This window comes from Emticicia oligotrophica DSM 17448 (assembly GCF_000263195.1).
GTDB lineage: Bacteria > Bacteroidota > Bacteroidia > Cytophagales > Spirosomataceae > Emticicia > Emticicia oligotrophica.
Map to the genome: position 1 here is coordinate 2958649 of NC_018748.1, position 13723 is coordinate 2972371.

The 13723-nt window shown below is 35.7% G+C and carries 14 protein-coding genes; 3 read left to right on the forward strand and 11 right to left on the reverse strand.

Features of this window, described 5'->3' with window-relative positions:
- Positions 1-322 precede the first annotated feature (322 nt).
- The 4 genes from EMTOL_RS12250 to EMTOL_RS12265 form a co-directional block, all read right to left on the reverse strand.
- Complete coding sequence (locus EMTOL_RS12250; RefSeq protein WP_015029608.1) at positions 323-877, reverse strand: hypothetical protein; 555 nt, start codon at positions 875-877, stop codon at positions 323-325.
- 96 nt (positions 878-973) lie between these two features.
- Positions 974-3361 (reverse strand): TonB-dependent receptor, encoded by a 2388-nt coding sequence (locus EMTOL_RS12255; RefSeq protein WP_015029609.1) that lies wholly within the window; start codon positions 3359-3361, stop codon positions 974-976.
- A 156-nt stretch (positions 3362-3517) separates the two neighbouring features.
- A complete protein-coding gene (locus EMTOL_RS12260; protein WP_015029610.1) occupies positions 3518-6502 on the reverse strand; it encodes a glycosyltransferase family 117 protein in 2985 nt (994 codons plus the stop codon).
- A 164-nt stretch (positions 6503-6666) separates the two neighbouring features.
- Positions 6667-7023, reverse strand: coding sequence for a winged helix-turn-helix transcriptional regulator (locus tag EMTOL_RS12265; RefSeq protein WP_015029611.1), 357 nt, complete (start codon positions 7021-7023; stop codon positions 6667-6669).
- Between the two features lie 92 nt (positions 7024-7115).
- On the opposite strand from EMTOL_RS12265, the gene EMTOL_RS12270 reads away from it, so the two are divergent.
- Entirely contained in the window at positions 7116-7715 is a 600-nt protein-coding gene (locus EMTOL_RS12270; RefSeq protein ID WP_015029612.1) for a nitroreductase family protein, read from the forward strand.
- Positions 7716-7773: 58 nt separating this feature from the next.
- Here EMTOL_RS12270 and dnaJ read toward each other — a convergent pair whose 3' ends face one another.
- Both dnaJ and EMTOL_RS12280 read right to left on the reverse strand, forming a co-directional pair.
- Positions 7774-8922 (reverse strand): molecular chaperone DnaJ, encoded by a 1149-nt coding sequence (gene dnaJ / locus EMTOL_RS12275; protein ID WP_015029613.1) that lies wholly within the window; start codon positions 8920-8922, stop codon positions 7774-7776.
- A gap of 102 nt (positions 8923-9024) precedes the next feature.
- Positions 9025-9582, reverse strand: coding sequence for a nucleotide exchange factor GrpE (locus EMTOL_RS12280; protein WP_015029614.1), 558 nt, complete (start codon positions 9580-9582; stop codon positions 9025-9027).
- Positions 9583-9755: 173 nt separating this feature from the next.
- On the opposite strand from EMTOL_RS12280, the gene EMTOL_RS12285 reads away from it, so the two are divergent.
- Positions 9756-10145 (forward strand): RidA family protein, encoded by a 390-nt coding sequence (locus EMTOL_RS12285; protein WP_015029615.1) that lies wholly within the window; start codon positions 9756-9758, stop codon positions 10143-10145.
- 46 nt (positions 10146-10191) lie between these two features.
- On the opposite strand, the gene EMTOL_RS12290 is transcribed toward EMTOL_RS12285, so the two are convergent.
- From EMTOL_RS12290 to EMTOL_RS12310, 5 genes are all read right to left on the reverse strand, one after another.
- A complete protein-coding gene (locus tag EMTOL_RS12290; RefSeq protein WP_015029616.1) occupies positions 10192-10842 on the reverse strand; it encodes a response regulator transcription factor in 651 nt (216 codons plus the stop codon).
- Between the two features lie 15 nt (positions 10843-10857).
- Entirely contained in the window at positions 10858-11670 is an 813-nt protein-coding gene (locus EMTOL_RS12295) for a sensor histidine kinase (RefSeq protein ID WP_015029617.1), read from the reverse strand.
- A 34-nt stretch (positions 11671-11704) separates the two neighbouring features.
- Entirely contained in the window at positions 11705-12367 is a 663-nt protein-coding gene (locus tag EMTOL_RS22440) for a hypothetical protein (RefSeq protein ID WP_305953228.1), read from the reverse strand.
- Positions 12368-12377: 10 nt separating this feature from the next.
- Positions 12378-12791, reverse strand: coding sequence for a hypothetical protein (locus tag EMTOL_RS12305; protein ID WP_015029619.1), 414 nt, complete (start codon positions 12789-12791; stop codon positions 12378-12380).
- 301 nt (positions 12792-13092) lie between these two features.
- Complete coding sequence (locus EMTOL_RS12310; RefSeq protein ID WP_015029620.1) at positions 13093-13287, reverse strand: cold-shock protein; 195 nt, start codon at positions 13285-13287, stop codon at positions 13093-13095.
- Positions 13288-13488: 201 nt separating this feature from the next.
- Between EMTOL_RS12310 and EMTOL_RS12315 the strand changes: the two genes are divergently transcribed.
- Entirely contained in the window at positions 13489-13719 is a 231-nt protein-coding gene (locus EMTOL_RS12315) for a PspC domain-containing protein (protein ID WP_015029621.1), read from the forward strand.
- The last annotated feature ends 4 nt before the right edge of the window (positions 13720-13723 follow it).

A 13723-nucleotide genomic window follows, 5' to 3' on the forward strand; every position in this document is an offset into this window, starting at 1 on the left:
TGTTGATTGTAAACTAATGTTCTATTAATTCCTTAAAAACAAGTGAAAAAAGTTGTTTTTTTGTTTAATAATTATTCAATAATTTTGTATTGAAAATCTTGCTTAGCTTATTTTTAATAAGCAATAGTTTTCAATGTTATTAAAATGATAACAAAATTCTTTTTTTGATTAGTTAGGTAGCTATTAGAGGAAATAAACAATAAAAAAATTAGTTGATTTTATTAAGTTTATTGGGTCGAAGGAAGTAGTTCTAGTTAATCAAAAAAATATCGTAACCCAAAAAGAAAAAAAAGGCCCGAAATTTAATTTCGGGCCTTTTTTATTATTGAACTATAAGGTTGAAGTTAATATTCATATCGTCGCTACCGGGGGTAGGGGTACCATCTTTTACTTTTTTTCCATTGACTGGTGGTTGGTGGCGTAACTGAACTTTTAGTTGACCATTTCCAGCAGTAGTTGTTTTAGCGGTTCCAGTAAGCCCGATTACAAAACCATTTGTATCTTTATCTCCATATACATAAGTCAATAAATTACTCGGTGTTGGGGTATAAACAAACAAGTGTTCATCGCTTTCGGCACTCACCTCGTTGGTAATATCATTGATAGTACTTTTTGATTCGTCTAAAACCTGAATTGTGAGCGTGTATGTTGTGTTTGCTTTTAGACTGATGTTATCAATTGTTGGAGCTGCACCACCATCGCCATCAGGGTCATTAAACTTAAATGTTTGGGTTACCCCTCCACTCGTGAAATTAAGTTTTACGGTGGTTATTAATTCGTTTTCTTCTTGTGTTTCTATCGAATCCTTCTTACAGCTACTAAAAAAAAGGCCTATGCTAATCAATAAGCTGAGAAGTAAATTTTGTTGTTTGGTCATTGTCTGAGATGAGTTTGTTTTTGTAATACTATTACTTTTGCATTGTTGTTGCAAATATAGAAAACAAAAAATATTAATGCAATAGAGTTGCAAAAATTAAAATGAATATTTAACTCTTAAGGCCACATTACGACCAATTTCATCAGCAAAGTATCTGAAGCGATTGAGGTAATCACGATAGGATGTATTGAGTGCATTGTTGATGGTAATCGAAACATTAAGTCTTGATTGTTGGCTTAATGTTATTTGCTGGCTTATGGTAGCACTCCAAAGCATATATGCCGCAGGAGGTGGGGCGAAATCACCACCGTATTCAGTGAATACAATTTCAGAACTAGGTATATCTGTAAAAATAATTTTCGTGGGAATTCTCTTTTGTTTCGCTACATATAAATGGGTCAGTGAAACGGAGGTATTTTTCTTTTCGAATCGGATAGTATTTTCAAGTCTGTTAGCTGGAATCTGAATAAGTGGTTGTTGGTGAGTAATATCTTGAGCTTTTAGGTATGAAAGTTTAGAATTGAACGAAAAGTACTTGATAAACTGAAAGTTAGAGCTTAAATCAAAACCTTGAAAAAGAGCCTGCGTTTGAGTATAGATAAATTCTGGAAATGCCCCACGAATAGTTAGAGCGGGCCTTCCTGTTGGTGATAAAAAAATAAAATTTTGTATAAAATTATTATAGATATGTGCCTCAAATTGAATGTTTTTAGCAATATAGTTAGCCGTAAAAGAAGTATTCAAAGCTTTTTCGGGTTGTAAATTTTCATCTCCACGCTCAAAACTCGCAGCTCCATGATGTACTCCATCACTGTAGAGTTCGTTGACAGTTGCAGCACGCCATGCTGAACTAATATTAGTCAAGAAATTCCAGCGAGCATTGGGGCGATAATTAATACCAGCGGTGCCTGTAAAATTCTGATTATTTCTGATATCATGTTCAACACTTTGTGTACCTCTTGGAATTCGATAAACACTCAAATGTCGAAAATCATATCGAAACCCTGTTTCAATTTCCCATTGTTTTCTTACTATTCGTTCAATCAAGAATAGGCCAGATGTAAAGTTTTGGAAATTTGGAATCAATACCGTTGATGTGCGGGGTGCTGTGAGTGTACCTGTTGTGAGATTTTCTTGATAAAGAGAGTTGATGCCAATTGAACCCGTAAGGATTTTCAAAATTGGTTGGTGTTCAAAGAGTAACTCGCCAGTGTAGGTATTGAGTTTAAATAATTGAGTTAAATTTTTATCTCCTCTCAAAATATCTATTTCTCTTCTAAAATCGTATTGTTTACCCAATGTAAGACTCAAAATACCTTTTGTTATTTTAAGTGAATTTTTGAGTTTTAATAAATTGTGTTGAACATCTTGGTAAGGGCGGCCAATGTTATAGCTGAAGTTTTCGGGTGTATAAATGGCTAGGGGCGTTCCGCGTTTGATTGCATCAATGAGGTCAGTAACATTCCCAATATGTGAACCCGCAAAAACAGCTAATTGGGTATTAAATTGACTATAAAATACCTCAGAATTGAAGTTTCTTTTCTTGTAATTGGCTGATAAAGAATAATTTATTTCTTCGATTCCAGTATTGGCTAAGCGATAATTTGGGGTTGAAATATCACCACCACGCTTGTATGTGCCTTGCAATCTCATACCGAAAGAATAGGGTATTTGGTCTTTTGAATATTTCCTAATACCCCCTTCTAAAATACCTGAATTGACCGCCTGATGGCCATTTGAAAAGTATATACTATTTACTTCACCTTTTATGAGAGTAGAGTCGGGTAGGGCATCGGGTTCGAGCATAATTACACCCGCAATAGCATCAGAACCATAGCGAACTCCAGCGGCTCCTTTTAAAACGGTGATTTTTTTAGCAACAAATGGGTCTATTTCAGGGGCGTGTTCACTACCCCATTGTTGGCCTTCTTGTCTTACACCATTGTTCATAATTAAAACTCTATTCGAATGCATACCGTGAATAACAGGTTTAGCTATCGAACTTCCTGTTTGTAAGGTAGTTACGCCAGAAATCTGTTTCAATGCTTCTCCTAATGATTGTCCACGAGTTTGGTCAAGTGCCGTATTCTCAAGTAAGCTTTTATTTTGAGTCAGATTATCAATTTTTTGTGCTTTTATATCAATATTGGCTAAGTGTAGTTCGGTTTCGTTAAGTTTTATATTTTGTTCAGCTCCATGTTCTAAATTGATAGTGTAGCTTTTCTCTTCATACCCTACTATTCGGCCGATTATGGTGTATTTTCCTTGACAAAGATTAGAAATACGGTAAAAACCTTTACTATCTGTGCTTATGCCTTTGTTTAACTCCTTTATTAACACAACTGCTCCGATGATTGGCTGTTTGGTATTTTGGTCTTGAACAATACCTTGAATGAAGCAGTCACAGTCTTTTGAGTTTTGGGCTTGAATTTTCCCAGCACCCAAATTTAATAAAATGATGTATATAAGTAGTGTTCGCTTCATTTTTGGTTTTTGCACAATTTTAGACCTTTGTTGCAAGCAAATGCAACAGTATTGCAAATATAATAAAAAATCCTCGTCGAATTGTTCAACGAGGATTTTTTATGTTTTACAAGGAGGAGTTCGCTTTAAGCGAACTCTTCCTTGTAGTCTTCTTTCTTATTCTGCAACTCTTGAATAATATTTATTGTAAATAGCTTCATAGCGTTTCGCAGCTTCTTCTTGCTTATTGCGGCTACAAATATTACCAATAACTTGTAAGTTTCTTAAGCTAATCTGAATGTAGCTTTGTACGTTATCAGGCATCCATTCAGCACTTGTTATATTAGCTTTTTGAGTGAAGTAAGCCAAGTTTCCTTCGGCACGTTTAGCCAAAATCTCAGCAATTTCCATGGCTTTCTTCGAATCGCCAACTTCGAAATAATACATCACATAGTTCGTACAAAGTTGGTCATAAGGAATAACATTGTCAGGTAATACCTTGTTAGCGTAGTCTAGTACCTCTTTCGCTTTCGCTTTTTTATCTTCTCTTACCAATTGGTCAACTAAACGCAAGAATGCTAAACGAGCAGTAATGATTGGAACTTTCAAGTACGTTTCTGAATCATAATATACCTTCTGATTATCCATGCCTCTCCATGCCATTTTCTTCATCATGTTGTTATACATTACTTCAGTATTGGCAAAGCCATCATCTCCTTGACTAACTTTTACGGGCAATAATCTGTAGGCATAGCCTTCCAACTGCATGTAATCTTTGAGGTTCAAGTAATTATCGTTGGCCAATGTTCCTGCAAAATAAATCGGACGTTTCCAGTTGTTTTGTGCAATCATTTCGAGTTGCATTAAATCATTCTTCAATAGGTCGCGTTTGCCTATATTCCAAGTCATCTGACCAGTCATGTATGATTCAAATTCTTTTGGCACGAAGCCCATTTTCTTCACCGATTCAACATCATAATTTAAGAAGAGACTATCAGAAGGTAAAGAATTAATACTTTCCCCAGTTGTTAAAGGAATCTGAATTGCAGGGTCGTTTTTCTTCACTAATTCTAAATAATCCTTCAAGTTGATTGGGTCATTCAAACGTTCAACGAAAGGAATCTGGTCATTTACACCGCTCAATAATTGGTCTGTGCTAAATGTAATCGGTAAAGCTTCTGATAGGTAAGTTTTACGTTTCATTTGCTCGCAATACCAGTCTGTACCCAATAAACTTAGGTTACAAACACGTACGTCAGTACGGAAACCTTCTACTTCTTGAACATACCAAAGTGGGAAAGTATCATTATCTCCACCAGTGAAGAGAATTGCATTTGGAGCACAAGAATTTAATAAGTTTTTAGCAAAATCTACTTGGTGGTAGCGTCCTGAACGGTCATGACCTTTCCAAGTTTGTGGAAGCATGATAAGCGGAACCGCCAATCCAACTACCGTTGCGGCCACAGCTCTACTTTGCGAGTTTTTGATAAATTTCAATACATAATCAAACAAGCCTAAAACGCCAAGGCCAATCCAAATAGCCCAAATATAGAACGAACCTACATAGATATAGTCACGTTCACGTGGTTCTACTGGAGGAGAATTGAGGTAAACAACTAAACCAATACCAGTAAAAATGAATAATAAGAACATAATGAGTGCATCACGCTCACGTCGGAAATAGTGATACAGTAAGCCCAAAATACCTAAAATTACGGGTAAACCAAAGAAGTTGGTACGACCACGATTTTCTTTAATCGCTGGAGGTAGGTTGTTTTTAGACTCAAAAATATTAGTTGGCCCAGCTCCTTCAATATCGCTTGAGCGTCCCCAGAAATTCCAAGCAAAATAACGCCAATACATATAACCCATCTGACGCTTAATCATGTAGCCTAAGTTTGTGAAAAGCGTAGGTTTTTGGTCAGGAGAAAGCCCCATTTCTTGACGATAGATTTGTTGATGCCCACCATCTGTACTCCACATACGAGGCAATAGGCTTTCGCTGTTTGGTCCCCAAATGTAGTTTGGCTTATAATCGTAGATTTCGTATTTGTCTTTGCCCATTTTGTAGATAGGCTCACCATTTTCGATTGATTCTAATTTACCTGTGAAAACAGGACCATAAAGTAATGGGCGGCTACCATATTGTTCACGCTTCAAATATGAAACGTAGTTCAGAACGTTGCTTGGGTTATTTTCGTTGATTGGTGGGTTGTAGTTCGAACGAATCAAGGCGATTGTATAAGAAGAATATCCAATCAATACAAATGCAAATGAAATCAATGCGGTGTTGGCAATAACCATTCCTTTTTTCTGTGTGTAGAAAATTCCGTAAGAAAGAGATGAAACTAATAAAATTACGAAGAAAATGATACCAGAACTGAATGGTAAACCGAATGTATTTACAAATAATTTTTCGAAAGTAAAACCAAGTGATGGGAAACCTGTAATAACACCAACGTTTACCACACCTAAAACAACCATACCTATTAAGAAAGCAGTAATACCGCCTTTCCAAGTGATTTTTTTTGCTTTTTTGTAATAATATACTAAGCCTAATGCAGGAATCGTAACGAGGTTAAGTAAGTGAACACCAATCGAAAGACCCACTAAATAAGCAGTAAAAATTAAGAAACGATTAGCTTGTGCTTCATCTTCAATAATTTCCCAACGGAAAGCAGCCCAGATTACAATAGCTGTAAAGAAAGACGACATTCCGTAAACCTCAGCCTCAACTGCCGAAAACCAAAATGAATCAGAAAAAGCATATACTAATGAGCCTACTGCACTAGCACCAAGCACAAGAATGATTTGTGTAGTATCAAGTTCTTCTCCTTTTTTGCCGAAAACCTTACGAGCTAAAAGTGAGATTGTCCAGAACATAAATAAAATAGTGAAGGCACTGGCAATAACTGAAACCATGTTGACCATCAAAGCCACTTTCGTTACATCGCTTCCTGCTAACAAAGAAGCCATGCGGCCAATTAATAAGAATAAAGGTGCACCAGCTGGGTGTGGAACTTGTAGTTTATAAGAACAAGCAATAAACTCTCCGCAGTCCCAAAAGCTGGCGGTAGGTTCAACGGTGAGTGTATAAGTAATAAGTGAAACGGCAAAAACCGCCCATCCGACGATGTTATTGAGCCTTGTGAAATTGTTCATTTTTTGAGATTAGTGAATGAATATTCTCTTGATGCTTCAAAATTAGGCAATTTGATGGATAATTGCGTAGAAAAGGTTCTTAAATTATCTTAAAAGCCGCTAAGTAGAAATCATTATTAAGCGTTTTTGGATTCAATATTAGGGTTTTGATACAAGTTTGTCTATTACTGAGTACTTATTTCTTTTACTCTTTTATCGGCATTAGCCGCACTTTTCCCCCAATCAGCCACAGCTTTTAATACTGGAATAAGTGTTTTTCCGAATTCTGTCAGTTCATAATCTACTTTTAAGGGAGGTTTACTCGTATGTACAGTTCTACTTATTAAGCCATCTTCTTCCAATTCTTTTAGTTGAAGGCTAATGGTTCTTTCGGTAACCATCGGTAGTTCTTTTCTTAATTCATTATAACGTTTTCTTTCAATTAAATGAATGAGAATCACTGCTTTCCATTTTCCTCCTATATATTTCATGGTTAGGCTTGTACTACAAGGATATTCTTTATTATCAATACAATATTTCATATACTATCATTTTTAACCGTTATTGCAAAGATAAATTACTATACTTAGTTTTGCAACTATAAATATTATAGTATAAAATTTAAAAACTAATCATGGATTTTTTAGCATTAGCAAAAAGTAGATATACTACAAAAAAGTATAACCCCTCTAAAAAGGTTTCGGAGGCAGATATTGAAGCATTAAAAGAGATTATTCGATTAAGTCCATCATCTATCAATAGCCAGCCTTGGAAGTTTTATTTTGTTTCTGAAAATAGTCTGAAAAGCAGTTTAGCAGATGCGTCTATTTTCAATAAACCTAAGGTTGATGACGCAAGTCACGTCGTAGTTTTCTGTGCAATTGATGATGTGCAATTATTTGAAGAGAAAATTCAGAAGAATTTGCCTGAAGGTGCAGTAGCTTATTACAAACAACACATCAAACCTCTTTCTGAAGCTGAGATTAAATCTTGGTTTGGGCATCAAGTATATCTTGCATTGGGTTTCTTTTTAAGTGCCTGTGCCGCTATGGGAATAGACTCTACGCCAATGGAAGGAATTGAAAACGAAAAATATGCCGAAATTTTAAAACTTGAAGGGTATAAGCCTCTATTTGCAGTGGCTATTGGTTATAGAAATGTAGAAGATGCGAATCAGCCAAGTGTGAAGCCTAAATATAGATTTGTGGCAGAAGATGTGGTAGAAAGTATTTGATGTAATATTTAAACAAAAATCCCTTTATAAACGATAAAGGGATTTTTATTTTCTCTTATTAATGGAAGAAGTCTTTCATTTTATCAAAAATACTTCTATCATTTTTATCTGCTTTAGGCTGAAAACTAGGCGAAATTCTTAGTTTTTCAAGAATCGCTCGTTCTTCGGTAGTCAAAGAAGTAGGTGTAAATACACTTACATGAATCAATTGGTCGCCAACACCGTAGCTATTTAATTCTTTGAGTCCTTTACCCTTCAGACGTAATATTTCACCAGATTGCGTTCCTGCTTTGATGTTGATTTTTACCTTTCCACCCACAGTTGGTACTTCAACTTCTTTTCCAAGGGCTACATCAGCAAAATTCATGCGTAATTCATAAACAATATTACCGCCATCACGCTTTAATTCTGGATGTTCTTCTTCTTCGATTACAATCAATAAATCGCCAGCAATACCACCTCTGGTAGGCACATTACCCTTGCCTGACATTGATAGCTGCATACCTTCGGCTACACCAGCAGGAATCTTAATTGAAAGCAAATCTTCATTAAGCTGACGGCCTTCTCCGAAACAAACATCGCAACGCTCAGTGACAACCTTACCCTCTCCTTGACAAGTAGGACACGGACTGGTTGAAACCATTTGGCCTAGCATAGTATTGACTACTTTACGCACTTGCCCTTGTCCGTTACAAGTCGAACAGGTCTTCAATGAAGTACCATTTTTCGAGCCGTTTCCGCTACAAGTATTACAAGCAACGTAGCGTTTTACTTTTATTTTTTTCTCAACACCATTGGCAATTTCTTCTAAATTAAGCTTAAGCTTAATTCTTAAATCTGAGCCCTTTCTTACGCTTGGGCCACCACGGCGGCCACCACCACCACCACCGAAGAAACTACTAAATGGACTATCTTCACCAAAAACACTTCCGAAAATATCTTCCATGTTTACGCCACCGCCACCGAAGCCACTCGCTCCGCCTACACCTTGATGCCCAAACTGGTCGTAACGTTGGCGTTTTTCAGGGTCTGATAATACGCCGTAAGCTTCGGCAATTTCTTTAAATTTTTCCTCAGCAGCTTTATCCCCAGGATTTTTATCTGGGTGATATTGAATAGCCAGTTTTCTGTAGGCTTTCTTTAAATCATCTTCTGATGCATTTTTAGCAACGCCCAGTACTTCATAAAAATCTTTCTTCTGTGCCATTTTTGTATGAATTAAGAACCAAGAATGTAGAACTAAGCATTGAAATACTAACCTAAAAGGTTGTTTTAATCCTTAATTTTTAATTCTCAATTCTTCATTATTTTATGAACCCACTACCACTTTTGCGTAGCGAATTACTTTTTCGTTTAGGTAATACCCTTTTTCTACTTCGTCGATTACTTTTCCTTTGTTTTCATCGCCTGCCGCAAATTGCGTAATACATTCGTGAAGTTCAACATCAAATTCTTTACCTTTAGCGTCCATGGCCTTTACACCTTTATTGGCTAAAGTCTTTTGGAATTTGTTGAAAATCAATGCGATACCTTCTTTCAAAGGCTCAACTTCTGAAACTGTTTCGAATGATTTATTAGCACGCTCGAAATCATCAATAATCGGAATGAGTTCTTTGATAAGCCCCTCTGCCGCATTCTGAATCAAATCTACCTTTTCTTTGGATGTACGACGACGGAAGTTTTCAAAGTCGGCATACAAACGTAAATATTTATCTTTTGCTTCGGCAAGTTGTGCTTCAAGTGATGCAGATTCAGACTCCGCTCCATTTCCTTCATTCGCTTCTTCTGCAACTACAGTTTGTTCTTCTACGTTTTCGTTGGTCTCTACGGTTGTTTGCTCAGTTGCTTCTTCTTTATTCTCTGCCATTTTGTAATCTATTTTATTTTGTGCAAATTTCGACAATTATTTTGCCAATAAGAAATTTACTGACAAGATGTCAGAAAAAAGCTTTTTTATTACCTTTAGAAAATGACATTTCATAAATGGCACGGCATAGTTATTAATTTTATCAAGGAAAATTTATTAAACTAAACAAATTAATGGAAAGAATTAACGTTTCGACAGGAGCAAAGTGGGAAGACATTATCGGATATTCTCGTGCAGTAAAAGTGGGAAATATGATTGAGGTGACTGGTACGGTAGCCACCGATGGTAGTGGAGAATTGGTAGGAAAAGGCGATGTTTACCTGCAAACAAAGTTTATTATTTTGAAAGTAGAAAAAGTGCTCGAACAATTGGGGGCGTCTTTGAAAGATGTAGTACGTACACGTATTTATGCTACAGATATTTCTAAATGGGAAGAAATAGGTAAAGCTCACGGTGAATTTTTCGGCACTATTAAGCCATGTACAACGATGGTACAAGTTGGTGCATTGATTGGTGCTGATTATTTGGTAGAAATTGAATTTTCGGCAATAGTTGGAGCGTAATTTGGGTAGTAGAGACGTTTCATGAAACGTCTCTACGAATATAATATCAAACTAAATTATTTCTAATGGCGTAGGCTACTAAACCTGCCGTGTTTTTGAGGCCTAATTTTTCCATCATTCTTAGACGATGGCCCTCGACAGTTCTTGGGCTCAACGAAACAATATCGCCAATTTCAGCCGTCGTAAGTCCTTCGCATATATACTTTAAGATCTGTATTTCTCGTTCCGATAAGTCGGTTTTATAATTAAAGATTTTGCTTTCTTGTTGGGTTTTACGATTCATTTTTCGGAGCATAATTTTACTCACAAAATCGCTAAAATAGATATCCGTTTCATTAACTTTTCGGATAGCCTTTTCAACCTCTTCTGGGTCTGTATCTTTCAATAAATATCCGTTTGCTCCGATTTCCATCAAATGCAATACAAATTGGTCTTCATCTTGCATTGATAAGATAAGTACTTTAGTATCAGGAAATTGAGCTTTGATTATTTCGGTTGTTTTAATGCCATCGAGCACAGGCATTTGCAAATCTAATAAGACAACATCAATAGTTTTGCTTGGAAGTTTATCAATAAATTCTTGGCCATTGGTGGCCTCCATTACTACCTCAAAATCGGGTACTTGCTGGAGTATTGAAATCATTCCTTTGCGAAATAGGTTGTGGTCGTCGACCACTGCTAATTGTATTTTCGGCATACGTAAGAGACAATTTTAAGCAATTGGAATTTCTATTTTCGTGATGGTGCCACTGCCAATATTCGATTGAATATCAATCTGTCCATTAATAACGCTTAAGCGGCTTTCCATATTTCTTAAACCTAAACCACGTTTGGGGTCGTTGCGAACGGCATTGAAATCGAACCCCTTACCATTATCAGTAAAAGTAAATATTATGTTTTTATCTTGAATACCCAATTTCAAGGATATTTCGCTGGCATCTGCGTGTTTGAGTGCATTATTTACTAGCTCTTGAATGAGGCGATAAATCGTAAGTTCTATTTTTTTATCGAATCTTTGCTTTTGATTAATGCCCTCATAGCTGAAAGAAAACTCGCTAGTTGAGGCTAAGTGTACTTTCTGAATGAATTCATCAATTGATAGTATCAGGCCAAATTCTTCAAGTGTACTTGGCACGAGTTCTTTTGAAATACGGCGTACTTGTCCAATGGATTGTTCTAAAAGTTCACGAGTTTGTTTGCCCATCACCGCTAAATCTTCGGCGTTATCGAGTTTACGCAAAAGCTGATTGAAACTCATCTTTGTTACCGAAAGCATGGCTCCAACTTCATCGTGCAAATCTTTGGCAATTCTGATGCGTTCAACTTCTTGTACTTCAAGAGCAGATTCGAGCATTTGGCGTTGCATCTCATCTTTAAGCTCTTGCATAGCTTTTTGTTGTAGTAGGTCTCGTTTGAGTTGTCGTTGCTGATAGTAGGCCACAAAAATTACTAAGACAACTCCCATCAGTAATAGTATGCCAGAGCCGATTACGATTAGTGTAGAAGAGTCATTGGTATTAATCATGGTTTGTTTTTAGGAATTTTTAATTCGTATAAAATTAGTTTTTTTCGTATTTGCTGACAAAAAAAACTACACAAATTAATGTTCTACAAAGAATATTGATAACCGAAATAAAATCATAAAAAAGTGTGAATTTTTCATGTGGTGCAGTTGATGAGAGTATTTGTTCACCAAAAAGGAAAATTATTATGCTACCAGTTGAATAAATTGTGAGTGTAGCACAGAGCCAAAATGGTGGATGTGTAAGAATATTTTTTACTGATGTTTCTGAAAGGAGTGTGTGAAAATAAAGAAATACCAAAATCATATAGCATAGCCTATTGAATACATAAGGTATAAACGCAAATTCGGTTGCTCTGAATTTGAATATGCCAATGCTAAGTACTGTTATGAGAAGCATCAGTAAAAGTTTTTTCTTCGTGGATTGCTTGAATAGCATCCAAAAAATAAAACACATACCAGAAGCCTCAACGATTTCTAGTATGTTAAAAATATGAAGGTTATTCGTCCACTTAACCGACAGCCATGTGGAGTAAATATCACCAATAAAATGAATTACTGAGAAATAAAATAATGTTTTAATCTCTTTTGATAAATACTTATAGAAGATTATACCAACTATAACAGGAAAAATCGTAATGATGTCAGATGTTGCCGTTATTGGGTATTTGCTGTATAAATACATGTATCTTTCCCACATAGGCTTATTTTTATTGTTCGTTACAAGCCTGAGGACAAGGTAAGCCTCCACCAACACCTCCACCACTTGGGTCATCTTTTAAAGACGACGAATCTATATCAATATCGTTTCCATTTTCATCGACAGGTACTAAGAATAATCGTGGACGTAGTTTCCCTCCATTCTTAATATTACCATCATTATCTTCTGGAGCATGTCCATAGTAGATTCTGATTCCTGCTACTTCTTTTCCGCCAGTATTTTTTAATAATTTTTCAATAAGGTTTTTTCCAAAAAGCTCAGCTCTTCTTACATCACCATTATCGTCGTGGAATACTTCTGAGGCTGCTTTTTTACTTTTTACATGTGTTACATGGTTTTTAACATGACCTTGGATGTCTTTTTTATTGAAAAAACTCCCTGCGTTGAGGATTCTATCTTTCATGGTTTTGTGATTGTAATAGTTTTATGTTAAAAGAACAAATTTATAATTTGAACTATTCAAAAATAAGTATAATTGAGTTGATTTGCAAAGTGCTAAAGAGTTGAATTTATGCTTAAGTTGTTTATTATTAAATAGTTATGTTTATGTTTTTGTTAAATCTTAGTAGAATTACTTATTGAAATACGTATTTTTACGTATTTCAATCTTCGTAAAATACGGATTTAAACTTCAAACAAAAACCCCTCAAATCTTCGCAGAATGAGGGGTTTGGTACTGATGCCAATCTTAATTCAGAAAAAAATTATATTTTTTTCACGTTGACAGCATTTAAACCTTTGCGACCATCGATGACGTTGTATTCTATACGGTCGTTTTCACGAACCTTTACGCCGCCAAGGCCTGTCACGTGAAGGAAGATTTCTTGCCCTGAAGCATCATCTACAACGAATCCGAATCCTTTTGTTTCGTTGAAGAATTTTACTGTACCTGTTTGCATTGAAAATGTAAAAATTAAAAGAGTAAATAAATTACTTGCAATATACGCGTTTTTTATCAAAAAACAAGTTTTTGAGTAAATTATATTTGTATTTATTTTATAATTTATTGGATAAAAGAACTTTACGATTTATTATTTTTTCGTTAAACCCTTGACAAAAAAGAAATTTGTATTAACTTCGTGTTCACTTTTTCAAAGACAATGCTAAAAACGGAAAGATTCAGATACTTAGTTGAGAACCAACTTTTTGGGGTTTGTTCACGACTTGGCGAAAAGCTTAATTTTTCGGCGGGTAGTATTCGTTTGTACTTTATTTATGCGTCGTTCTTCACTTTTGGTTCGCCAATCATACTTTATTTAGTACTGGTTTTTTGGATGGAAGTAAGAAAACATCTTCGCCGACGCCAAAACCCAACTGTTTGGGAAATTTAGTAGA

Coding starts and splice junctions, on each gene's coding strand:
- EMTOL_RS12290 (WP_015029616.1), bottom strand. CDS start 10,842: ATGCCGAAAATACAATTAGCAGTGGTCGACGACCACAACCTATTTCGC.
- EMTOL_RS12280 (WP_015029614.1), bottom strand. CDS start 9,582: ATGGCAGAGAATAAAGAAGAAGCAACTGAGCAAACAACCGTAGAGACC.
- EMTOL_RS12295 (WP_015029617.1), bottom strand. CDS start 11,670: ATGATTAATACCAATGACTCTTCTACACTAATCGTAATCGGCTCTGGC.
- EMTOL_RS12310 (WP_015029620.1), bottom strand. CDS start 13,287: ATGCAAACAGGTACAGTAAAATTCTTCAACGAAACAAAAGGATTCGGA.
- EMTOL_RS12265 (WP_015029611.1), bottom strand. CDS start 7,023: ATGAAATATTGTATTGATAATAAAGAATATCCTTGTAGTACAAGCCTA.
- dnaJ (WP_015029613.1), bottom strand. CDS start 8,922: ATGGCACAGAAGAAAGATTTTTATGAAGTACTGGGCGTTGCTAAAAAT.
- EMTOL_RS12285 (WP_015029615.1), top strand. CDS start 9,756: ATGGAAAGAATTAACGTTTCGACAGGAGCAAAGTGGGAAGACATTATC.
- EMTOL_RS12270 (WP_015029612.1), top strand. CDS start 7,116: ATGGATTTTTTAGCATTAGCAAAAAGTAGATATACTACAAAAAAGTAT.
- EMTOL_RS12260 (WP_015029610.1), bottom strand. CDS start 6,502: ATGAACAATTTCACAAGGCTCAATAACATCGTCGGATGGGCGGTTTTT.
- EMTOL_RS12305 (WP_015029619.1), bottom strand. CDS start 12,791: ATGAAAGATAGAATCCTCAACGCAGGGAGTTTTTTCAATAAAAAAGAC.
- EMTOL_RS12250 (WP_015029608.1), bottom strand. CDS start 877: ATGACCAAACAACAAAATTTACTTCTCAGCTTATTGATTAGCATAGGC.
- EMTOL_RS22440 (WP_305953228.1), bottom strand. CDS start 12,367: ATGTGGGAAAGATACATGTATTTATACAGCAAATACCCAATAACGGCA.
- EMTOL_RS12255 (WP_015029609.1), bottom strand. CDS start 3,361: ATGAAGCGAACACTACTTATATACATCATTTTATTAAATTTGGGTGCT.
- EMTOL_RS12315 (WP_015029621.1), top strand. CDS start 13,489: ATGCTAAAAACGGAAAGATTCAGATACTTAGTTGAGAACCAACTTTTT.